The 22,745-nt window shown below is 71.2% G+C and carries 15 protein-coding genes and 2 pseudogenes; 6 read left to right on the top strand and 11 right to left on the bottom strand.

The genetic code is table 11. The features are described 5' to 3' along the window. The first annotated feature begins 178 nt into the window (after nt 1-178). Nucleotides 179-2,584: a Tex family protein gene (locus tag OG329_RS05020; protein ID WP_405793101.1), complete on the top strand. Its 2,406-nt coding sequence runs from the start codon at nt 179-181 to the stop codon at nt 2,582-2,584. A 109-nt stretch (nt 2,585-2,693) separates the two neighbouring features. Here the strand turns inward: OG329_RS05020 and OG329_RS05025 are convergent, their stop codons facing one another. Beyond that, on the bottom strand, nt 2,694-4,337 hold the full coding sequence (locus OG329_RS05025) for an ABC-F family ATP-binding cassette domain-containing protein (RefSeq protein ID WP_405793102.1): 1,644 nt from the start codon (nt 4,335-4,337) through the stop codon (nt 2,694-2,696). A 41-nt stretch (nt 4,338-4,378) separates the two neighbouring features. After that, entirely contained in the window at nt 4,379-4,894 is a 516-nt protein-coding gene (locus OG329_RS05030; RefSeq protein WP_405793103.1) for a TrmH family RNA methyltransferase, read from the bottom strand. Between the two features lie 250 nt (nt 4,895-5,144). Between OG329_RS05030 and OG329_RS05035 the strand changes: the two genes are divergently transcribed. Further along, nucleotides 5,145-6,113, top strand: a complete 969-nt coding sequence (locus OG329_RS05035; protein WP_405793104.1) for an FAD-dependent oxidoreductase — start codon at nt 5,145-5,147, stop codon at nt 6,111-6,113. Between the two features lie 40 nt (nt 6,114-6,153). Here the strand turns inward: OG329_RS05035 and OG329_RS05040 are convergent, their stop codons facing one another. Together OG329_RS05040 and OG329_RS05045 are read right to left on the bottom strand one after the other, a co-directional pair. Next, on the bottom strand, nt 6,154-7,887 hold the full coding sequence (locus tag OG329_RS05040; protein WP_405793105.1) for a BCCT family transporter: 1,734 nt from the start codon (nt 7,885-7,887) through the stop codon (nt 6,154-6,156). Nucleotides 7,888-8,021: 134 nt separating this feature from the next. Beyond that, nucleotides 8,022-9,371, bottom strand: a complete 1,350-nt coding sequence (locus OG329_RS05045; RefSeq protein WP_405793106.1) for a M14 family metallocarboxypeptidase — start codon at nt 9,369-9,371, stop codon at nt 8,022-8,024. A 371-nt stretch (nt 9,372-9,742) separates the two neighbouring features. Here OG329_RS05045 and OG329_RS05050 point away from each other — a divergent pair, with 371 nt between their 5' ends. Beyond that, nucleotides 9,743-10,783, top strand: coding sequence for a LacI family DNA-binding transcriptional regulator (locus OG329_RS05050; protein ID WP_405793107.1), 1,041 nt, complete (start codon nt 9,743-9,745; stop codon nt 10,781-10,783). 76 nt (nt 10,784-10,859) lie between these two features. Here the strand turns inward: OG329_RS05050 and OG329_RS05055 are convergent, their stop codons facing one another. Both OG329_RS05055 and OG329_RS05060 read right to left on the bottom strand, forming a co-directional pair. Beyond that, complete coding sequence (locus OG329_RS05055) at nt 10,860-13,124, bottom strand: glycosyl hydrolase (protein WP_405793108.1); 2,265 nt, start codon at nt 13,122-13,124, stop codon at nt 10,860-10,862. Nucleotides 13,125-13,278: 154 nt separating this feature from the next. Beyond that, the gene (locus OG329_RS05060; protein WP_405793109.1) at nt 13,279-14,142 is read right to left on the bottom strand and encodes a putative protein N(5)-glutamine methyltransferase; all 864 of its coding nucleotides are present in this window, start codon (nt 14,140-14,142) and stop codon (nt 13,279-13,281) included. A 716-nt stretch (nt 14,143-14,858) separates the two neighbouring features. On the opposite strand from OG329_RS05060, the gene OG329_RS05065 reads away from it, so the two are divergent. Continuing rightward, a complete protein-coding gene (locus OG329_RS05065; RefSeq protein WP_405793110.1) occupies nt 14,859-15,437 on the top strand; it encodes a hypothetical protein in 579 nt (192 codons plus the stop codon). Nucleotides 15,438-15,458: 21 nt separating this feature from the next. Here the strand turns inward: OG329_RS05065 and OG329_RS05070 are convergent, their stop codons facing one another. Together OG329_RS05070 and OG329_RS05075 are read right to left on the bottom strand one after the other, a co-directional pair. Continuing rightward, nucleotides 15,459-16,166 (bottom strand): ABC transporter permease, encoded by a 708-nt coding sequence (locus OG329_RS05070; RefSeq protein WP_405793111.1) that lies wholly within the window; start codon nt 16,164-16,166, stop codon nt 15,459-15,461. Between the two features lie 6 nt (nt 16,167-16,172). Next, nucleotides 16,173-16,595: a hypothetical protein gene (locus OG329_RS05075; protein WP_405802232.1), complete on the bottom strand. Its 423-nt coding sequence runs from the start codon at nt 16,593-16,595 to the stop codon at nt 16,173-16,175. Between OG329_RS05075 and OG329_RS05080 the strand changes: the two are divergent. Beyond that, nucleotides 16,572-17,138: pseudogene (locus OG329_RS05080) on the top strand (sensor histidine kinase); the annotation flags it as partial. The gene OG329_RS05075 and the pseudogene OG329_RS05080 sit on opposite strands and share 24 nt — an antisense overlap. Nucleotides 17,139-17,143: 5 nt before the next feature. Next, nucleotides 17,144-17,785, top strand: a pseudogene (locus tag OG329_RS05085) (response regulator). A gap of 74 nt (nt 17,786-17,859) precedes the next feature. Here OG329_RS05085 and OG329_RS05090 read toward each other — a convergent pair. From OG329_RS05090 to OG329_RS05100, 3 genes are read right to left on the bottom strand one after another with little or no spacing between them, the layout of a single operon-like run. Next, nucleotides 17,860-20,034, bottom strand: a complete 2,175-nt coding sequence (locus OG329_RS05090) for a 3-hydroxyacyl-CoA dehydrogenase NAD-binding domain-containing protein (protein WP_405793112.1) — start codon at nt 20,032-20,034, stop codon at nt 17,860-17,862. 55 nt (nt 20,035-20,089) lie between these two features. Continuing rightward, nucleotides 20,090-21,304 (bottom strand): acetyl-CoA C-acetyltransferase, encoded by a 1,215-nt coding sequence (locus OG329_RS05095; protein ID WP_405793113.1) that lies wholly within the window; start codon nt 21,302-21,304, stop codon nt 20,090-20,092. Between the two features lie 15 nt (nt 21,305-21,319). Beyond that, nucleotides 21,320-22,408: a CaiB/BaiF CoA transferase family protein gene (locus OG329_RS05100; RefSeq protein ID WP_405801654.1), complete on the bottom strand. Its 1,089-nt coding sequence runs from the start codon at nt 22,406-22,408 to the stop codon at nt 21,320-21,322. Nucleotides 22,409-22,745: the final 337 nt, after the last annotated feature.

Below are 22,745 nucleotides of genomic sequence, written 5' to 3' on the forward strand. Positions count from 1 at the left end.
GCGTCGCGCCACGGCGTACGTCACACCACGACGTGACACCACGGCACAACGCCACGACGCAACGCCGCGACGCAACGCCACAACCTCTCCGATCGAGAGGGCGCGCGACACGGCACCCGGCCACCCGGCACAATGCAGGCACAAGCACAGCCAGCACGAGAGCCGAGTCGGGGAGAACGTGACGACGTCCATCGAAGGCAGGATCGCCGAGGAACTCGGCGTACGCGAGCGGCAGGTGAAGGCGGCCGTCGAGCTGCTGGACGGCGGATCGACCGTGCCGTTCATCGCTCGCTACCGCAAGGAAGCGACCGAGACGCTTGACGACGCGCAACTGCGCACGCTCGAGGAGCGGCTGCGCTACCTGCGTGAACTCGAGGAGCGCCGGACCGCGATCCTTCAGTCCGTACGCGAACAGGGCAAGCTGGACGAGGCCCTGGAGGCGCAGATCCGGGCCGCCGACACCAAGTCGCGGCTCGAGGACATCTATCTGCCGTTCAAGCCCAAGCGGCGTACGAAGGCGCAGATCGCCCGCGAGGCCGGGCTCGAACCGCTCGCCGAGGGGCTGCTCGGCAATCCGTCGGTGGACCCCCTCACCGCAGCGGCGGCGTTCGTGGACACCGACAAGGGTGTCGCGGACGCCACGGCCGCGCTGGACGGCGCCCGTGCCATCCTCACCGAGCGCTTCTCCGAGGACGCAGACCTGATCGGTGAGCTGAGGGAGCGCATGTGGACGCGCGGCCGGCTCACGGCGAAGGTCCGCGAGGGCAAGGGCAACGCGACGGAGGGGCCGGCCGCCAAGTTCGCGGACTACTTCGACTTCGCGGAGGCGTTCACCGCGCTTCCCTCGCACCGCATGCTCGCGCTGTTCCGGGGCGAGAAGGAAGAGGTCCTGGACCTCAGCCTGGAGCCGGAGTCCGAGTCGGACGCCGAGCGGCCGGGTCCCAGTACGTACGAGAACATGGTCGCCCGCCGCTTCGGTGTCGCCGATCGCGGCCGGCCCGGCGACAAGTGGCTCGGCGACACGGTCCGTTGGGCCTGGCGCACCCGGATCCTCGTGCATCTCGGTATCGATGTGCGCCTGCGGCTGCGCACCGCCGCCGAGGACGAGGCGGTACGGGTCTTCGCGTCGAACCTGCGCGATCTGCTGCTGGCCGCGCCTGCGGGCACCCGTGCCACGCTCGGGCTCGACCCGGGCTTCCGTACGGGCGTCAAGGTCGCCGTGGTCGACGCGACGGGCAAGGTCGTCGGCATCGACACGATCTATCCGCATGTCCCGGCGAACAAGTGGGACGAGTCGCTGGCGAAGCTCGAGCGGCTCTGCGCCGAGCACTCCGTCGACCTGATCGCCATCGGCAACGGCACGGCGTCGCGCGAGACGGACAAGCTGGCGGCCGAGCTGATCGCCAAGCACCCGGAGTTGAAGCTCACGAAGGTGATGGTCTCGGAGGCGGGCGCCTCCGTGTACTCCGCCTCCGCGTTCGCCTCCCAGGAGCTGCCCGACCTCGACGTGTCGATCCGCGGCGCCGTCTCGATCGCCCGGCGCCTTCAGGACCCGCTCGCCGAGCTGGTCAAGATCGACCCCAAGTCCATCGGTGTCGGCCAGTATCAGCACGACCTGTCCGAGGTGAAGCTCTCGCGCTCGCTCGACGCGGTCGTGGAGGACTGTGTGAACGGCGTCGGTGTCGACGTCAACACCGCGTCCGCGCCGCTGCTTTCACGGGTGTCCGGCATCGGCACCGGTCTCGCCGCGAGCATCGTCGCCCACCGCGACTCCAACGGGCCGTTCCGCTCACGGCGTGCGCTGAAGGACGTGGCGCGGCTGGGACCGAAGGCGTACGAGCAGTGCGCGGGCTTCCTGCGGATCCGCGGCGGTGACGATCCGCTGGACGCGTCGTCCGTCCACCCGGAGGCGTATCCGGTGGTCCGCGCGATGGTGAAGACGACGGGCAGCGAGGTCGCGACGCTGATGGGCAACGCGGGGGCGCTGCGCTCGCTGCGGCCCGCCGACTTCGTCAGCGACGCGTTCGGGCTGCCGACGGTCAGCGACATCCTGCGCGAGCTGGAGAAGCCGGGGCGGGACCCGCGGCCGGCCTTCAAGACGGCGACGTTCAAGGACGGTGTAGAGAAGATCGGCGATCTGACGGCCGGGATGGTGCTGGAGGGCGTGGTCACGAACGTGGCGGCGTTCGGGGCGTTCGTGGACGTCGGTGTGCATCAGGACGGTCTGGTGCATGTGTCGGCGATGTCGAAGACGTTCGTGAAGGACCCGCGCGACGTGGTGAAGCCGGGCGACGTGGTGAGGGTGAAGGTGCGGGAGGTCGACATCCCGCGCAAGCGGATCTCGCTGACGCTGCGGCTGGACGACGAGGCCGAGTCGTCTGCCGGCGGTGGCGGCGGGGGCGACGAGCGCGCGCCGCAGCAGCGGCGCGGTGGCGGTGGCGGCAGGCAGCGCGGGTCGGGCGGCGGTGACCGGGGCGGTGATCGCGGCGGCGCGAAGCGGCAGGCGCCCGCGAAGTCGGCCAAGCCCGCGCCCACGAACAGCGCGATGGCCGACGCGCTGCGCAGGGCCGGGCTGGGCGGCTGAGCCGCTGAACCCCTGAGCGGGACAGGTTGTCCCCTGATCGCCGGACGGGCCGGACGAGCCGGTCGAGCCCGTCCGGCGATCGAGGACGAACCCCGGCCCGGCGGCGGTCTCAGACCTCCGTCACCTTGCCCGCCGCGATCTCGATGCGGCGGCTCGTCCCGACGGACTCCAGCATCCGGCGGTCGTGCGTGACCAGCAGCAGCGTGCCCTCGTAACTGTCGAGCGCCGACTCCAACTGCTCGATCGCCGCCAGGTCGAGATGGTTCGTCGGCTCGTCCAGGACCAGCAGGTTCACGCCCCGGCCCTGGAGGAGGGCGAGGGCCGCGCGGGTGCGTTCGCCCGGGGAGAGCGTCGTCGCCGGGCGCAGTACGTGCGCGGCCTTGAGGCCGAACTTGGCCAGCAGCGTGCGGACTTCGGCCGGCTCCGTGTCCGGTACGGCCGCGCAGAACGCGTCGAGCAGTCGCTCCGTACCGTGGAACAGCGCGCGGGCCTGATCGACCTCGCCGACCACCACGCCCGAGCCGAGCGAGGCCGCTCCCGCGTCGGGTGCCAGCCTGCCGAGCAGGAGCGCGAGCAGGGTGGACTTGCCCGCGCCGTTGGCGCCGGTGATGGCGACCCGGTCCGCCCAGTCGATCTGGAGCGAGGCGGGCCCGAAGTGGAAGTCGCCGCGCCGGACTTCGGCCCCGTTCAGCGTCGCGACGACCGACCCGGAGCGCGGGGCCGCCGCGATCTCCATCTTCAGCTCCCACTCCTTGCGGGGCTCGTCCACGGCCTCCGCGTCCAGCCGTTCGATCAGACGCTGGGTCTGGCGGGCCTTCGCCGCCTGCTTCTCGGTGGACTCGGAGCGGAACTTACGGCCGATCTTGTCGTTGTCCGTGGCCTTGCGGCGCGCGTTCTTGACGCCCTTGTCCATCCAGGAGCGCTGCGTCTGGGCCCGGCCCTGGAGGGCCGAGCGCTTGTCGGCGTACTCGTCGTACTCCTCGCGGGCGTGCTGCCGGGCCCGTTCGCGTTCCTCGAGGTACGCCGCGTAACCGCCGCCGAAGAGATTGACCTGCTGCTGGGCCAGATCGAGTTCGAGGACCTTGGTGACGGTGCGGGTGAGGAATTCGCGGTCGTGGCTGACGAGGACGGTGCCGGGGCGCAGGCCCGTGACGAAGGACTCGAGACGTTCGAGACCGTCGAGATCGAGGTCGTTCGTGGGCTCGTCCAGGAGGAAGACGTCGTAACGGGAGAGCAGCAGGGACGCGAGGCCGGCGCGGGCGGCCTCGCCGCCGGAGAGCGCGGTCATCGGCTGGTCGAGGCCGACGGTCAGGCCGAGGGACGCGGCCACTTCCTCGGCGCGCTCGTCCAGGTCGGCGCCGCCGAGCCCGAGCCAGCGCTCCAGGCCGACGGCGTACGCGTCGTCGGCGCCGGGCGCGCCGTCGACCAGTGCCTGGGTGGCGGCGTCGAGGGTGGCCTGGGCGTCGGTGACGCCCGTACGCCGGGCGAGGAAGTCCCGTACGGATTCACCGGGGTGGCGCTCGGGCTCCTGCGGGAGGTGGCCGACGGTGGCGGTGGGCGGGGACAGGTTCAGCGCCCCGTCCTCGGGCGTGTCGAGCCCGGCGAGCAGCCGCAGCAGGGTCGACTTCCCGGCTCCGTTGACCCCGACGAGCCCGATCACGTCGCCGGGCGCGACGACGAGGTCGAGCCCGGTGAAGAGTGAGCGGTCACCGTGTCCTGCGGCGAGATTCTTGGCGACGAGAGTGGCAGTCATCAGACCGTCGATTCTAGGGCGTGGAAAGTGTGTGTCGGTGGTCACAGGAGGCCGGCCAGTCTGTAGAGGGCCAGGCTGCCTGCCACCGCGACGTTGAGGCTGGCGCCGGTGCCGATCATGGGGATCTCCACGCAGGTGTCCAGCAGGTCGAGTGCTTCGGGCGGGATGCCTTGCTGCTCATGGCCGAGGACCATCACCGTGCGCTGCCGGGCGGCGGGCAGGTCCGCCAGGCGTACCGCCTCGTCGGCGAGTTCGACCCCGACGATGCGCGCGCCGCCCGCGCGCTGCTTGGCGAGCCAGCCGAGCGGATCGCCCGTCCAGTGGACGCACACGGGTCTGCGCAGGGTGTTGCCGCGCGCCAGTGCTTCCGGGACCCAGGGGAAACGCGGGACGGTGAGGCACGCGCCGACCGCGTCGCAGGTGCGGGCGAGGGTGCCGAGATTGACCCCGTGCAGGGGCCACAGCGGCGCCGCGTAGAGGTGGTCCCAGCAGGAGTGGGCACGTGGTCGGCGGCTGCGGCGCAGTTCCCCGGGGGTACGGGGGCGGATCGCGGTCATCGGCGCGAGGCGGCCGGCCCAAGGGGTGCGGGACTCAAGTGGTTCACGTTCAGGTTCACGTTCACGTTCACGTCGTACGGCGATTCGCGGCTCGCCGGGGCCATCGTCGGGTTGGATCGAGGGTCGCTCCTCGGCCACCGGGCTGTCCACCGAATTAGGCTGAGAGGCTGCCAGGGCGCACCGGGCCGTCCGGCCTCGTTGACCACACCCGCGGCCACGGGCCGGATCCGTCTCGGCTACCGTCCCCCGCATGAGCGACACGGTGATCGTGATCGGTGGCGGCGTCATCGGGCTGACGAGCGCCGTCGTGCTCGCCGAGCGGGGGCGGCGGGTGCGCGTGTGGGCGCGGGAGCCGGCCGACCGGACCACGTCGGCGGTGGCGGGCGCGCTGTTCTGGCCGTATCGGATAGAGCCCGCCGAGCTGGTCGGCCCGTGGTCGCTGCGGTCGCTGCGTGAGTACGTGGCGCTGGCGCGCGATCCGGCGGCGACGGGTGTACGCGTGGTGGCCGGGCTGATGAGCGACACCCCGCTCGTGGGCCTGGGGAGTTGGGCGCGGGAGCTGCCCGAGCTGCGGGAGGCGCAGGCCGGGGAGTTGCCCGACGGGTGCGGTCAGGCGTTGCGCGGCAGGCTGCCGCTGATCGACATGCCGGCGCATCTGCGGTACCTGGAGGGGCGGCTGCGCGCCGCCGGCGGGAGCGTGGAGCGGCGTACGGTCGGCGGCTTCGGGGAGGCGGCGGCCGAGGCGCCCGTCGTGGTCAACTGCTCGGGGCTCGGCGCCCGCGAGCTGGTGCCCGACGCGTCGGTGTTCCCGGTGCGCGGGCAGCTCGTGGTGGTCGAGAACCCGGGGATCGAGGAGTGGTTCGTGTCGGCGGGCGGGAAGGCGGGCGGGGGCAGGGGCGCGGCCCGTACGACGTACCTGTTCCCGCAGCCGTACGGTCTGGTCCTCGGCGGGACCGCCGACGAGCACGCGTGGGACACGCGGCCCGACCCGGAGACCGCCGCGGCCATCGTCGCGCGGTGCGCCGCGCTGCGTCCGGAGCTGCGGGGCGCCCGGGTCCTCGCGCACCGGGTGGGGCTGCGTCCCGCGCGGCCCCGGGCGCGGGTCGAGGCCGTCCAACTGCCGGGCGGGGCAAGGCTGGTGCACAACTACGGCCACGGCGGCGCGGGCGTCACCGTGGCCTGGGGCTGCGCGGAGGAGGCCGCCCGGCTGGCGGGGTGAACCGGCCGGGGCCGGGCGGCCTCGCGTACGCGCGTGAGGCTCAGCGCGGTGTCGTGTCCGGGGTGCTTCCGTTCGGCTCGTCGGGCGTGGGACCGATCCGGATCTCGAAGTCGCCGTCGTACTGCTCATGGCCGGCGATGACCGCCGACTCGACGACTTCGACGCACCGCTCGCCGCGGATGATCAGCGGGTCGTGGCGCAGGTCGCGCAGGAGCGCCACGCACATGCCGATCATGACGAGCGCGAAGGGCGCGGCCACCAGGATCGTCATGTTCTGGAGGCCCTGCAACGCGTCGCCTCCGCCGTTGCCGACGAGCAGTATCACCGCGGCGACGGCGCCGGTCAGCACACCCCAGAAGACGATCACGTACTTGCCGGGCTCGAAGTGGCCGTGCTGGGAGAGCGTGCCCATCACGATGGACGCGGCGTCGGCGCCGGAGACGAAGAAGATGCCGACGAGGATTATCACCAGCAGGCTCGTGACGGTGGCGATCGGAAAGTCCCTGAGCAGCGCGAAAAGCTGACCTTCCGCCGTCGCCTCCTTGGCCAGTTGGCCCTTGTCCTCCTGGAGCCGGATGGCCGATCCGCCGAAGATCGCGAACCAGATCAGACTGACGGTGCTCGGTACGAGGATGACGCCGCCCACGAACTGACGGATCGTCCGGCCCCGGCTGATACGGGCGATGAACATGCCGACGAAGGGCGTCCAGGAGATCCACCAGGCCCAGTAGAAGACCGTCCAGCTTCCGAGCCATTCGGCGACACCCCGGCCGCTGCTGGCCTCGGTGCGGCCCGCGAGCTGCCACAGGTCGTTGAAGTAGGCCGCGATCGACGTCGGCAGCAGGTCGAGGATGAAGACGGTCGGACCGGCGACGAACACGAACACGGCGAGGAACAGCGCCAGCACCATGTTGGTGTTGGAGAGCCACTGGATGCCCTTCTCGACACCGGAGACCGCCGAGGCCACGAACGCCAGGGTCAGGACGGCGATGATGGTGACGAGCACGAGGGTGCTGACGCTGTCCGTCCAGTTCAGCTCGGTGAACCCGCTGCCGATCTGGAGGGCGCCGAGGCCCAGTGAGGCCGCCGAACCGAAGAGTGTCGCGAAGATCGCGAGGATGTCGATGACACGGCCGGTGGTGCCGTACGCGTGCTTCTCGCCGATGAGCGGCACGAAGACCGCGCTGATCGTCTGGCGCCGCTTGCGCCGGAAGGTGCTGTAGGCGATGGCGAGCCCGACCACGGCGTAGATGGCCCACGGGTGCAGGGTCCAGTGGAACAGGGTGGTGGCCATGGCGGTTTCCGTGGCCGCCGCCGCGTCGGCGGGGTGGGTGCCGGGGGGCGGGTCGGTGAAGAAGGTGAGCGGTTCGTTCACGCCGAAGAACATCAGGCCGATGCCCATGCCGGCGCTGAACATCATGGCGACCCAGGAGACGGTCCTGAACTCGGGCTTCTCACCCTCCTCACCGAGCGTGATCTTGCCGTAGCGGCTGATCGCCAGCCAGAGGGCGAAGACCACGAAGCCCGAGGCCACCAGGACGAAGGCCCAGCCACCGTTGTGGATGAGGCCGGAGAGCATGGAACTCGACACGTCCTCCAGGGAATCGGTGGCGGCCGAGCCCCAGACCACGAAGGCGAGTGTGAGGACGGCGGTGACACCGAACACCACCCGGTCGGTCCGTGGACGTCGGGAGTCCTGGGGGTGACCGGGCCCGGCCGGCGTGACCGGCGGCGGGCCTCCTTCGGCTCCCGGTTTCTGGGCGTCCTGCGGCACGGGCAACACCTTTCGGGGTTTCACGGAGCATGCGTCGGCGCTCCGTTACGCCTTGGGCCCGGCCCGGCGGATCCTCCTAGGCCACGAGGATCCGCCGGACAAGACCTCTCACATGTGATGTGAGTCTCTTTCTATCAACAAGTCGCCACGGGTTGTCCGACGGTGAGGTGGTAGGTGGCGCGTGAGTCGAGAAGGAGCGGGATCAGGTTGCGCTGGGACTGACGCAGCGGTACGAAGGCGGCGTCACCACGCGTGGGCAGGGCCTTCACACCGTGCAAGGCCAGTTCGTCCTTCACGTCCGCGTACTGGGCGGCGTCCAGTCGGTAGCCGCAGGGAGGGTTGTCGAGGGTGTCCTCGGGGGCCGCGGGCTCGTTGTCGGCACCCCCGAGGTAGACCGGGCCCCGGTCGAGCAGTCCGGCGGCGCGGGACAGGGCGGTGGCGGTGGCGATCTTGGCGCGGCGTTTGTCGGCGTAGTCGAACAGGCCCTTGAGGGAGTCGAGTTGGCTGTCGACGCGGCGCCGCTGGTTCAGCGCGGGATCGTTCTCCTCGGCCTCGGAGCCGGGGTCGACGCGGCTCTCGATGAGCAGGCCGATGGAGTGCTTGACCCCGGAGGCGTTACGCAGGATCCGCTCCTGGCCGTCGCCCGCGGTCTGCTTGATCGGGTCGCCGGTGACGGGGTCGGTCCAGATGCCGTACGTGCCGATGGTGTGGTCGCCGGCGCGGGCGGCCGGGCGTACGTACGCCTCCGACAGGGTCTGCGCCTCGTCGTGGACCCGCGAGGAGGTGTTGAGATTGCGCGGCCAGAGGTCGAACAGGTCCTTGTCGTAGTACGGCGGGGTGGCCCCGTACTCGTGCAGGTCGTAGATGACATCGGGTTGGCGGTCACGGGTGAGAGCGGCCATCGCGCGTCCCTCGGCCGTCCTGAGCGCGATGTGGTCGCGGTTGATGTCGACGCCGTCCGAGTTGCCCCGGGTGTCGGCGGCCCGGCCGTCGGGGTTGGCGGTCGGGACGACCAGGACGCTCGTACGGTCCAGGAAGCGCTTCGTCGCGCGGTCCTCGGGATAGGCCAGGTCGCGGACGGTGGTGAGGCAGGCCTCACGGCCCGAGGGCTCGTCACCGTGCTGGCTGCAGATCAGCAGGAGGCTGGTCGCCGAGCGCTTGTTGCCCAGCTCCACGAGGTTGAGGGGGCGGCCCTGCTTGGTGGTGCCGATGGTGCTGACCGACACCCCTTCGCCGCCGCGGTCGACGGCGGCGAGGAATTCCTGCTCCCCCGCCAGGGTGGTCCACTCGGCGCCGTCGCTGTCTTCGAAGCCGGTACGCGGCGGGGTGTCGGCGGTGCTGGTGGCGCCAGAGGCGGAGGCGGGAGCGGGGGCGGAGGTGCCTGCGGTGCCGACGGTGCTCGCCGACGAGGGAAGTGCGGTGAGAGGGACGACGAGGGCGGCTGCCGCCACCGACAGGACGAGGGTGCGAATCCGGGACGTCATCAGGTGCGACATCAGGTGCGGTCTCCGATGCTCGGCGGGGCGGTCCGACGGACGTGTGCCCCGTGAACGGATCTCCATGGGGCGGAAACGTACTCCCGTGAACAGCGGTGCGACAGAGGGCTGTCCACGATCAGCCGTAAGTTCGCGGACGCGCCCCGTCGTTGACGGTGTCGCTGCCGCCGTCCCTGTTGGGGCGCGTGCGCGATCCTCTGGGAGCGCTCTCTCGGGGGCGGGGGCAGCGGATACCCTGTACCGGTCCGGCGGCCCGTACGGTCGCCCGTACCGTCGTCGGGCCCGTTCGGACACGCATGTGTCCACCGGCCGGAACAGGGCCGTGCCCCGCGCACGGCCACCGACGAGGAGCGCCCGCCTTGCCCGAGCAGTCACCTGGGTCCCGGCCCACGCTGGAAGCCGTCGCGGCGCGGGCCGGCGTCTCACGGGCCACCGCGTCCCGGGTCGTCAACGGTGGTGCGGGGGTGCGGCAGCCACTGGTCGACAAGGTGCTCAGGGCCGTCGAGGAACTGGGGTACGTGCCCAACCACGCGGCCCGCACACTGGTCACCCGGCGGACCGGCGCGGTCGCCGTGATCATCGCCGAGCCGGAGATCCGGATCTTCTCCGACCCGTTCTTCTCGCAGCAGATACGCGGCATCAGCAAGGAACTGACCGCCCAAGACACCCAGTTGGTGCTGCTCCTGCTCGAAGGCCCCGGTGACTTCGGACGGATCGCCCGTTATCTGGCGGGCGGCCATGTCGACGGCGCCCTCGCCTTCTCGCTGCACATCGACGACCCGCTGCCGGCCATCATCCGCCGCTCGGGGACCCCGACGGTGTACGGGGGCCGGCCGAGCTGGACGTCGGCGCCCGGCGATCAGGGCGTGCCGTACGTGGACGCCGACAACCGCGGCGGCGCGCGGGCAGCCGTACAGTATCTGCGCGATCTCGGGCGTGAGCGCATCGCGCACATCGCGGGCCCGCGCGACCAGACCTCGTCCACGGACCGGCTCGACGGCTACCGTGACGTACTGCTGGACGCCGACCCGGGCCTGATCACCGAGGGCCAGTTCACGGTGGACAGCGGCGCGCGGGCGATGCGTGAACTGCTGGACCGGCGCCCGGACCTGGACGCGGTGTTCGCGGCCAACGACCTGATGGCGTCCGGTGCACTGCGGGTGCTGCGCGAGCGCGGGATCTCGGTGCCCGACGAGGTGGCGCTGGTCGGTTTCGACGACATGGTGTCCGTCGCCGAGGACACCGACCCGCCGCTGACCACGATCCGGCAGGACGTGGAGGGGCAGGGCCGGCTGATGGCGCGGCTGCTGCTGCGCGGTCTCGACAAGGACAGCGCGGAGGCGCGGGCGCCGGCGTCCGTGATCACGCCGACCACGCTGGTGCGGCGGGCCTCGGCCTGAGAGACGGAGACCCGCCGCGTGTGGGGGGGTGGGGCGTTGGTTCGTTGTCGCACCAGATCGGTTGGGTGGTCCGTGGTCAGCCCGTGGTGCTCGCCGCGGAGCGTGCGGGCACCGTGAGCGTCGTGCCGTCCGAGAACGTCACCGTCTGCTGCGTCGAGGCGAAGTTGTGCGCCGCGTACGTGCTCACCCCGCCCTTCGTGAAGACGGCCGAGGTCGGGATCGACCCGGTCACCGCCGGGTCGGGGGCGCCGACCGCGTCGAGGGTGCCGATCCAGTGGTTGACGTGGGCCTTGGACTCGCCCGCCTCCGGGGACAGGGCCGCCTGGCCGGCGTCCCACTTGGCCTTGGCCTTCGCCGGGTCGGAGATCGCCTCGAACTCCCAGAGGATGTCGCGCCATTCGACGGCCGGCCCGCCGTTCTCCCGTTCCATCTCGGCGATGTTGCGGCCGATGGCCTCCTTCTCACGGCCCAGATGGAGTGAACCGCCGGTCACCGGAAGGACGTTGATGCCGTGGATCTCCTCCGGGTTGGCGGTCCACCAGGTGGAGTACGCGCCGCCGCTGCCCCACACCATGCCGACCGTGCCGCGCTGGAAGCTCTCGGGGAAGACCTCCTGGTCGGCGTCGAACCAGTACTGCCCGATCGCCTCGGACTCGGTGGCCAGCAGATACGAACCCAAGTCGCGCAGCTCGTCGTTGCCGGTCGCGGAGCCCCAAAGGACCAGCCCCGCACTGAGGTTGACGGACTCCGAGGACGACTCCTGGTTGTTGCCGGCGGCGAAGCCCTGGTGTCCGGAGGCCCAACTGTGGCCGGCGTACACGTCGAAGCCGCGCAGGAACGGGAAGTCGCTGTCGGTGCGGCTCGGGTTGGCGGCGTCGCGTACCAGCGTCTCGACCATGCCGCCCCAGGCCGAATCGGCGGCCCACGCCTGGTCGTACTGGGCGACGATCGCCGCCGCGTACACGTAGTAGCTGTAGTGGAAGTGGTGGTCGTTGAGTTCGGTGTCGCTGCCGTACGACGCCGGGTAACCGGTCAGTGTCTTCCAGTCGTTGTCGTAGCTGAACTCACTGGCACCGCCCGCCGTGAACCACTCCTCCAGTCGGCCCTTGAGCAGGGCCACGATCTTGTCGCGGGTCGCGCTCTCGCCGATCTGGTCCGCGATCGGGGCCAGTTGGGCGAGCCGGCCGAGCGCCTTGCCCGTCCAGTAGGTGTCGGTCGCGCCCGAGAACGGGTCGCCGGCGTTCACCACGTCGTCCAACTGGGCTTTGAGCGTTGCCGCGTTCACCCCGTTCGACTCCGGCAGCGCGGGCAGTACACCCGACGCCTTCTGCCGGGTGGTGAAGGACGTCGCCTCGCGCACCTTCATGGTGCCGCGTGGTGACACGTAGGTGTACGGGATGAGTTGGTCACTCGTGTTGAGCCACTGGTGCCGGTAGAGGGCCTGGACGGTGCCTCGCTCGGTGCCCTCCTGCGGCTCGGTGGTGAGTGTGTACGTCGCCTCGACGTCGCCGCCCTCGCTGTTCCAGCTCGTGGTGGAGCCGGTGACGAAGCTGTAGGCGTATTTGGCGTAGGTCGCCAGGGCGTCCTGGGACGGCAGGAGCGCGAGCGAGAAGTAGTCCTTGCCGCCGAGTCCGGCCGTGACGGTGGAGCCCGAGACCGTCCAGTCGCTGCCGGTCGGCGCGAACAGCGCGTAGTGGTGTCCGGCGACGGTGATGCCCAGGACGTTTCCGTCGTCGGAGAAGACGGCCGGTGCCGACGCGGTGGTGATGCTCGCGTCGCCGCCCGAGCCCTTCGCGTACACGTAGGGCATGCCGTGGCCGATGGTGGTCCGCAGGGTGCGGGTGCCGTCGGACCAGTACGGCGTGACGGTCCAGTCGGACCAGTCGTCGGCCTTGGTGTCCGGGGAGTTGAGGCCGGTGAGGCCGAGGGTGAGGTCGGCCTTGTGCGCGTACTCGTACTGCCGTCCGTCACCCACGACGGCGGGGGTCGTGGGATAGCCGACCTCAAGTCCGCCCGCGGTGGCCTGGTAGGTGAGGGGGTGGCCGTACATCGGGGTGGAGTACGGGTTGTCGCCGTAGCGCTGGTAGGCGAGCGAGGTCCACCAGTCGTTGGTGGGCACGGGCCTGTCCTTGGCCGTCTCGGTCAGTTTGGGCGTGACCGGGGCGCCCACGTTGTTCGTCGGCCCCGACGTCCCGGCGGGGCGGGTGTCGGAGTAACTGCCCGAGCCGACAGGGATGTTCGCGGCCGAGGCGGGACCGGCGGCGGGGCCGAGCCCGAAGGCGGCCATCGCGGTGAGGAGGACCAGCACCGAGGCCGGTCGTCCGGAGCGGGAGGTGGGCATGGACGGCACCTCGAAGTCATGGGGGGAGAGTGGGTCCGAGAGCGCTCTCAGATGTAAAGGAACGTAAAACTCCTGAAACCTGAGTGTCAATAGAGCGGACACAGAAGGCAGTTGCGTTCGAGTCTTGACGGAACGGCGCCGTGTCGCACGGGGGTCAGCGGCGGCGCGGGTCCGGTGCGAACGCCACGGATCCGAGCCGGGCGCCCCTGAGTTGGGCGACGACGACCGTGGCGTCCCACTCCTCGGAGGTCACGACCCGTGGGGCGAGCCCGTCGCCCCTGACCGTGGCGACGGCGCCCGGCGCCTGGCGCTCGCTCGTCTCGAACAGCAGATGGCCGCCGGGGGCCAGCCAACGGGCCGCCTCGGCGGTCACCCGGCGCAGCACGTCGAGCCCGTCGGCACCGCCGTCGAGCGCCACCAGCGGCTCGTGCTCGCGCGCCTCGGACGGCAGGAGCCCGACCTCTTCGGTCGGGACGTAGGGCACGTTGGCGAGCAAGATGTCGATACGGCTCCGAAGGTCGTCCGGCAGGGCGTCGAAGAGGTCCCCTTCGAGGACCGTGCCGCCCACGGCCACATTGCGGCGGGCGCAGGCCACGGCCGCCGGGTCGATGTCGGAGGCGTACAGCTCGACGGGGCCGGGCGCCGTCGCGAGCAGCGCGGCACCGAGCGCGCCCGAGCCGCAGCACAGGTCCACGACGACGGCGGGCCGCCCGGCCGGGGTCTGGTGGATCAGGGCCGCCGCCTGCCGGACGAGGAATTCGGTACGGCGGCGGGGGACGAAGACCCCGGCGTCGACGGCGATCCGCAGGCCGTAGAACTCGGCCCAGCCGATGACGTGCTCCAGGGGCAGTCCGGCGGCGCGGCGGTTCACCATCTCGGCGAGGGCGGCGGGGCTGCCTGCGGCGGCGACCAGGAGTCGCGCCTCGTCCTCGGCGAAGACACAGCCGGCGGCGCGGAGCCTGGTGACGACGGCGGGGAGGGAGGGGAGCGTGGAAGGGGGGAAGGGTGTTGCCGACATGGAAACCTTTCGGGGCGCCTACGGGCGCTCCGGCGGTCTCAGTCTGTCGGACGGACCGCGCGGCCGTGAGAGGGGAGCACCCGGCCTGACACTGCGGTAATGGGTCCCACCTCCTCGGTACGTGCGCTGTTTCGGTCGGGTCACAGTACCCCACTGGTGCGGGGGCAGCCGTGGGCTCGGACGGTCACGGCGACGTTAGGTCCCGCCTCCCGCAACAATTTCGTGTGCGGATGCCGACGGATCTCCACGGAATGGTCAACCGCCCGTGAGAGGTCGAACGACGAGCAGGCAGGATTCGTCGCGTCACGCCACAGCTCGTGATGGGCAGCGCAGATATCGCATCCGGGCACCGGATTCTGTGGTTCACGAGACGGCTCGGTCAGTTGGACGAGTTGCTCCCTGTTCTGTGGCTGTCGCGCCATGGTGCGCACCTCCGGCTGGTCGATGACCTCACCATCGACCAGTCATGGGGACGAACGAACCGACACATCGGGGACAGTTGGACCTCGGTCGGGATACCATCCCAAGAGGCCCAAACGTCCCCGGGGGATGCGTTGAACATTGCGCTGCGAGATGCTATTTCAAGGTCGGGTGCGACGCGTACGGGCCTCGCTCGTAGAGTCGGAGTGACCAAGAAGACAGTTGAACGATGGCTCTCCGACCCGTCCAGAGTGCCGCACCAGCAGACCCGGGACGACGTGGCGGAGGTGTTGGGGGTGAGTGCCGACGTGCTGTGGCCGAAGGCGATTCGAAGTTCCATGAAAACCGGGCCCGACCGGGAGATCGTCGCGGCCTACCCGTACCGCAATGCCTGCCCGACGTCGGTGTGGGCGCGTCTCATTGACGGGGCGTCGACGTCCATCACCTTCGCCGGCTACACCAACTACTTCGTGTGGCAGGAACATCCGCGACTGCCGGCACGGCTGAGCGCGAAAGTGGCGTCCGGGTGCAGCGTGCGCTTCCTCGTCGGCGATCCGGATTCGGAGATCACCCGGCGCCGGGAAGAGATCGAGGGAGTCCCCCTCACCGTGGGAACACGCATCCGCATCACCCTGGATGCCCTGAGCAAGATCGAGGGCAGTGGGGGAATCGACGCCCGATTCTCCGACGAACACATCGCCCTGAGCGTGTTCATCTTCGATGACGAGATGCTGGTGACTCCGCACCTGTCGACCCTCCTCGGGCACGAGTCACCGATGCTGCATCTTCGACGTCTGGGGGACGACGGCCTGTACGACCGCTTCGCCGGGCATGTGGCGGCGCTGTGGGAGGCGGGACGCCCCGTCCGATCCTGACGGGTGAACGGGTGCGGCGCGCTACGCGCTGCCGCCAACCGTCCGCACGGCTGCGCGGGCCGGCAGCACGCTCGCCGTCAGTGCCAGGGCCAGGCAGCCCGCTACCGCGCCGAGTATCGGTGTCCACGGGATCACGAGCTCGACCGGCACGCCGAGGGTTGCGCTGAGGCCCGCGCGGATGCCGAGCAGGGACGGCAGTGCGACCAGCGCGCCCAGCAACGTGCCCACGGCGACGACGAAGACCGTCTCACCGGCGACCGTTCCCAGCAGTTGGCGGGGTGTCGCGCCGGAGCGGCGCAGTACGCGGAAGTCGGGGAGGCGGTCCGCCGTGGCCATCAGCAGGGTGTTGGCGACCGCGATGCCGGTGTATCCGGCGGACATCGCGACGAGCAGCACGGTGAAGACCCAGACGAGCCGGTCCTCCTCCGCGTCCTCGCCCGTGGCATAGGTCTCGACGCCGATCTCCCGTGTGCCGGGGGCGGGTTGGACGGCGGGACCGGTGCGGTGGACGACTTCGGTCAGCGCGGACGGGTCGTGCGCGCGGACGGTCGGGCGGGTGAACAGCGCGCTGTACGGCGCCGATCGGTCGCTCAGGACGGCCACGACACGGGCCCGGCACCGTGTGCCGTCCTCGAAGGTGAACGTCGCGGTGGAGCCCGGCCGGACGCCGAGTGTCGTCAGCGCGGACCGGGAGACGGCCACGGTGCCGGGTCCCTTCAGGGCGTTCAACGCACCCTATTCGACGGTGAGTCGGTCGTGGACGGCGGTGAACGCGGCCGGTTCGATCCCGGCTGCTTCCAGCGCCGACCCGTCCGCGCCGCCGTGCACGGTGGTCGGCAGCAGCGGGCTGCCCTCGACACGCGCCACGTCCGCGTCCGTCAGCCCCGGCGTACCGTCGGGCACGACCGAGCCCTTGGCCGCCACGGCCGCCGCGCCCTCGGTGGCGTACGAGTGCGCCGTCGTCTGCGTGTTGGCGGTGATGAGCACGACGAGGCCGACCGTGGCCAGGACCGGCGCGACGGTCGAGGCGGTGCGCCGTACGGCGGTGAGCATGCCCTCGCGGATCAGCAGCCCGGTGGCGCCGGGGCGCCGGGCGAGCGGCCAGGACAGCAGCCGGGACAGCAGCCGTACGAGCGGCGGGTCGAGCGGGACTTGCACGACGGCGCCCAGCAGCGGCTGGTGGCGCTCACCATGAAGCTGGGGCTGGCGGGGCTCGACCTGCCGCCGGGGTCGCGGGCCACGCGCGAGGTGGCCGAGGCGCATGTGATGGCCAAGGACGCGCTGACCGAGCTGCGGGAGCTGATCCGGGGTGTGCATCCGCAGGTGCTGACCGAGCGGGGGCCGGCCGCCGCCGTACGGGACGTGGCCGGACGTTCGGCCGCCCCCGTCGATCTCGACGTCGATCTGCCACAACGGCCACCGCCGTCCGTGGAGGCGGCCGGTTCCTTCGCGGTGTGCGAGGCCCTGGCGAACGTGGCCGCGCACAGCGGCGCCGGGCGCTGCCGGGTGAGCGCGCGGGCGGCCGGTCGCCGCTTGGTGCTGGAGGTGTACGACGACGGGCGCGGCGGCGCCGATCCGGCGGCCGGCAGCGGGCTCACCGGGCTCGCGGACCGGGTGGCGGCGGTCGACGGCAGAATGCTGCTGTCCAGCCCGCCCGGCGGGCCGACCCTGATCCAACTGGAGATTCCGTGCGGCGGCTGAGCGTGGTGATCGCGGAGGACGCCGTCCTGCTGCGCGAGGGCCTGGTGAGCCTGCTGGAGCGGTTCGGGCACACCGTCCCGGCGGCGGTGGGCGACGGCCCCTCGCTGGGGCGGCGGCGCGGGAGCACCGGCCCGATCTGGTGATCGCGGATGTCCGGATGCCGCCGGGCTTCGCGGACGAGGGCCTGCGCGCGGTGCGTGAACTCCAGGCGCTCCAGCCGTCGTTGGCGGCCGTGGCGCTGAGCCAGTATGTGGAACAGACCTTCGCGGAGGAGCTGTTGGCGGCGCGGCGCGGCACGGCGCCGGTACCGGCTATCTGCTGAAGGACCGGGTCGGTGACGTCGAGGAGTTCATGGCGTCGCTGGTGCGGGTGGCGGACGGCGGGATGGTGGTGGATCCGGAGGTCGTACGGCAACTGCCGGCACGGCGGCGCGATCCGGTGGGGCGGCTGACGCCCCGCGAGCGCGAGGTGCTGGGTCTGATCGCGGAGGGGCGGTCGAACGCGGCGATCGCCGCGCGCTGTTCGTCACCGAGGCGTCGGTCGCGAAGCACATCGCGAGCATCCTGCTCAAGCTGGACCTGCCGCCCGCGCCGGACGACCACCGGCGGGTGCTCGCCGTCCTCGCCCATCTTTCGCAGTGGTGGTGAGACAGCGACACTGCCAAGGAGGAGCCGCGGGCCGCGTTCACCACCGACGCGTGACACGGCCCGCGTGACGCACCTCAGCCGTCGCGGAAGGTCTCTCCCCGCTCCGCCTTCGCCACCAGCGACGCGGGCGGCTCGAAGCGCTCCCCGTACGTCGCGGCCAGCTCGCGGGCCCGTGCGACGAAGCCGGGCAGGCCGCCCTCGTACCCGTTGATGTACTGGAGCACTCCACCTGTCCAGGCCGGGAACCCGATGCCCATGATCGAGCCGATGTTGGCGTCGGCGACGGTCGTCAGGACGTTCTCGTCCAGGCAGCGCACGGAGTCCAGCGCCTCCGAGAAGAGCATGCGCTCCTTCATGTCGGTGAACGGCACGTCCGTGTCCGGCTTGGTGAAGTGCTCGCGCAGGCCCGGCCAGAGGCCGGCGCGGCTGCCGTCATCGGCGTAGTCGTAGAAGCCCGCGCCGCCGGCGCGTCCGGGGCGGCCGAAGTCGTCCACCATGCGGTCGATGACCGCGTCGGCCGGGTGCGGGGTCCAGGTGCCGCCCGACTCCTCGACCGCGCGCCGCGTCTCCTCGCGGATCTTGCGCGGCAGGGTGAGGGTCAGTTCGTCCATCAGCGAGAGCACCTTGGCCGGGTAGCCGGCCTGGGCCGCCGCCTGTTCGACGGAGGCGGGTTCGACGCCCTCGGCGACCATCGCGACGCCCTCGTTGATGAAGCGGCCGATGACGCGCGAGGTGAAGAAGCCGCGCGAGTCGTTGACGACGATCGGTGTCTTCTTGATCTGCCGTACGAGGTCGAAGGCGCGCGCGAGTGCTTCGGCGCCGGTCTTTTCGCCCTTGATGATCTCCACGAGAGGCATCTTGTCGACGGGTGAGAAGAAGTGCAGGCCGACGAACTCGGCGGGCCGCGTGACGCCTTCGGCGAGGGCGGTGATGGGCAGCGTCGAGGTGTTGGAGCACAGCAGCGCGTCGGGCTCGACCACGTCCTGGATCTCCTGGAACACCCGGTGCTTGAGCCCGGTGTCCTCGAAGACCGCCTCGATCACGGCGTCGCAGCCCGCGAGGTCGGCCACCTCACCGGTGGGGGTGATCCGCGCGAGCAGCGCGTCGGCCCTGTCCTGGGTCGTACGGCCCCGGGTGACCGCCTTGGCCAGCAACTTCTGCGAGTACGCCTTGCCCTTGGCCGCCGCTTCGGTCGTGACGTCCTTGAGGACGACGTCGATACCGGCGCGGGCGCAGGAGTAGGCGATGCCCGCGCCCATCATCCCGGCGCCGAGGACGGCGACCCTGCGCACCGTGCGCCGGTCGATGTCCCGGGGGCGGCTGGCGCCCGAGTTGACCGCCTGGAGGTCGAAGAAGAACGCCTGGATCATGTTCTTCGCGGTCTGCCCGGTGACCAGCTCGGTGAAGTACCGGGCCTCGATGGTCTGCGCGGTCTCGAAGTCGACCTGTGAGCCCTCGACGGCGGCGGCCAGGATGTTACGGGGCGCGGGGTAGGGCGCGCCGCCGGTCTGCTTCTTCAGGTTGGCGGGGAAGGCGGGGAGGTTCGCGGCGAAGCGCGGGCTGGAGGGCGTACCGCCGGGGATCTTGTAGCCCTTGACGTCCCACGGCTGCCACGACTCGGGGTGCGCGTCGATGAAGGCGCGGGCCCGCTCCGTCATCTCCTCGGTGGTGGCGGCGACTTCGTGGACGAGGCCGTTGTCGAGCGCGCGGCGCGGTGCGTACTGGGTGCCCTGGAGCAGCACCTTGAGCAGCGCGTCGGAGATGCCCAGGAGCCGTACGGTACGCGTCACTCCGCCGCCCGCGGGCAGCAGGCCGAGGGTGACCTCGGGCAGGCCGATCTTGGAGCCGGGCGCGTCGAGCGCGACGCGGTGGTGGCAGGCGAGCGCGATCTCGTAACCGCCGCCCAGGGCCGCGCCGTTGATGGCGGCGACGACGGGCTTGCCGAGCGTTTCGATGGTGCGCAGGGCGCGCTTGACGGCCAGGCCGGCGTCGAACGCCTGCTGGGCGTCGTCCGGGCCGATCTTGATCATGTCCTTGAGGTCGCCGCCGGCGAAGAAGGTCTTCTTCGCGGAGGTGACGATGATGCCGCGGATGCTGTCCTTCTCGGCCTCCGCGCGTTCGGCGATCGCGGCGATCGAGGTCCGGAACGCCTGGTTCATGGTGTTGGCCGACTGGACGGGGTCGTCCAGGACGAGGGTGACGACGCCCGTCCCGTCCTGCTCCCAGCGGATGGTGGTGGACTCGCTCATGCTGCCGCTCCGTAGCGAAGAGATGCCTGGAAGAGTTGCCTGGCGGACGGGTGGGTCAGAGGCGTTCGACGATCGTGGCGACTCCCATGCCGCCGCCGACGCAGAGCGTGGCGAGTCCGTACCGCTTGTCCTGGCGCTCCAGCTCGTCCACGAGGGTGCCGAGGATCATCGCGCCCGTGGCGCCGAGCGGATGGCCGAGGGCGATCGCGCCGCCGTTGACGTTGACCTTGTCCAGACAGAGCCCCATCTCGCCGACGTAGCGCAGGACGACGGCGGCGAACGCCTCGTTGATCTCCACGAGGTCGATGTCGCCGATGGTCAGTCCGGCCTTGGCGAGCGCCTTGCGGCTGGCGGGCGCCGGTCCGGTCAGCATGATCGTGGGCTCTGAGCCGGACACGGCGGCCGAGACGATACGGGCGCGGGGCGCCATGCCGTACCGCTCGCCGGTCTCCTTCGATCCGATCGCGACGAGGGACGCGCCGTCCACGATGCCGGAGGAGTTGCCCGCGTGGTGGACGTGGTCGATCTTCTCGACCCAGTGGTACTTCTGGAGCGCCACCGCGTCGAATCCGCCGAGGTCGCCGATCTGCGCGAAGGACGGCTTGAGCGAGGCGAGCGTGTCGGCCGTGGTGCCGGGCCGCAGATGTTCGTCGTGGTCGAGGACGGTGAGTCCGTTGATGTCGCGCACCGGGACGACGGAGCGGGCGAAGCGGCCGTCCTTCCAGGCCGCCGCCGCGCGCTCCTGCGACAGCGCCGCGAACTCGTCCACGTCGCGCCGGGTGAAGCCGCCGATGGTGGCGATCAGGTCGGCGCCGATGCCCTGGGGGGCGAAGCCCGTACGCAGGCTGGTCATGGGGTCCATCGCCCAGGCGCCGCCGTCGGAGCCCATCGGCACGCGTGACATCGATTCGACGCCACCGGCCAGGATCAGGTCCTCCCAGCCCGAACGGATCTTGGCGGCGGCGAGGTTGACGGCTTCGAGGCCGGAGGCACAGAAGCGGTTCTCCTGGACGCCGGCGACGGTGTCGGGGAGTCCGGCGGCGACGGCGGCGGTCCGCGCGATGTCGGAGCCCTGGTCGCCGAGGGGGCTGACGACGCCGAGCACGACATCGTCGATCGCCGCCGGGTCGAGACCGGGGAACCGGCCGCGGATCTCATGGATCAGGCCGACGACCAGATCGATCGGCTTGGTGCCGTGCAGGGCACCGTTGGCCTTGCCGCGACCGCGCGGGGTGCGGATCGCGTCGTACACATACGCTTCGGTACTCAAGACAGCGGCCTTTCGTCAGTCGTTGGAGCTGGTGGTGGTCGTGGTCGTTGTCGTGGTCGTGTCCGTGCTTCTGATGCTCGGGACGTCCCAGTCGTCGGCGATCCGCTCGGTGTCCGCCCCCGGCAGCGCGGGCGCGCTCCGTACGGAGGTGGGCGTGGCCGAGAAGCGCGGCGCGGGGGCCGGCTGGGTGATGCCCGCGTGGTCGGTGAAGGTGCCGCGCGCCACGAGGTGCGGATGGGCGGGGGCCTCGCGCAGCGACAGTACGGGCGCCACGCAGGCGTCGGAGTCCTGGAAGACGGCCGTCCACTCGGCGCGGGTCTTCTCCTTGAACCGGGCGGTGACCGCTGCCTTCAACTCGTCCCAGCGGGCGAAGTCCTTACGGGCGGGGACGTCGTCCTCGACGCCGAGCAGTTCGATGAACTCGTCGTAGAACCGCTGCTCCAGCGCGCCCACGGCCATGTATTCGCCGTCGGCCGTCTCGTAGTTGCCGTAGAAGGGCGCGCCGCCGTCCAGCAGGTTCGCCCCGCGCCGGTCCTGCCAGCCGCCGGCCGCCGACATGGCGTGGATCATGGTGGTGAGATGGGCGGCGCCGTCCACGATCGCCGCGTCGACGACCTGGCCGGTGCCGCCGGGGGTACGGGCGTGCTGGAGCGCGGCGAGGATCCCGATGACGAGGTAGAGCGAGCCGCCCGCGTAGTCGCCGACGAGGTTGGCGGGGACGGTGGGCGGCCGGTCGGCGTCGCCGAACATGGACAGGGTGCCCGCGACGGCGATGTAGTCGATGTCGTGCCCGGCGCGCTGGGCGAGCGGACCGTCCTGGCCCCAGCCGGTCATCCGCCCGTACACCAGCCGGGGATTGCGGGCGAGGCATTCCTCGGGGCCGATGCCGAGGCGTTCGGCGACGCCGGGCCGGTAGCCCTCGATGAGGACGTCGGCGCGTTCCACGAGGTCGAGGACCCGGGCGGGGCCGCCGTCGGCCTTGAAATCGAGGAGTACGGAGCGCTTGTTGCGGTTCATCAGGTCGTACGCCGGGTCGATCCCGAGCCCGGCGCCGCCCGGCCGGTCGACGCGTACGACGTCGGCGCCGAGGTCCGCCAACTGCATGGCGGCGAACGGGCCGGGCCCGATACCGGCCAGCTCGACCACTCGCACCCCGGCCAGCGGGCCGTTCAGCGGGCCGTTCGACGGGCCGTTCGGCGGGCCGTTCGGCGGGCCGTTCGTTGTCGCCGTCATGGTGAGATCTCCCAGCGGTGTGACACCAACGATGTAACAGCAATGATGTGAGCAACGCCCACCGCTGCCGCACCGGCCCCGCCGGGGCAGTGGGCAAGCAAGCGCTTGTTCTGTCCGATGGTCGCAGATTTCCCCGCGATCGCCGTCCCGCTCGGCCTCTTCGCCGCCCCAGGCGCTAGCCTCGGCCCCCGACAGCGGCGTGGCTCGA

Source organism: Streptomyces sp. NBC_01506, assembly GCF_045040295.1.
Taxonomy (GTDB): Bacteria; Actinomycetota; Actinomycetes; order Streptomycetales; family Streptomycetaceae; genus Streptomyces.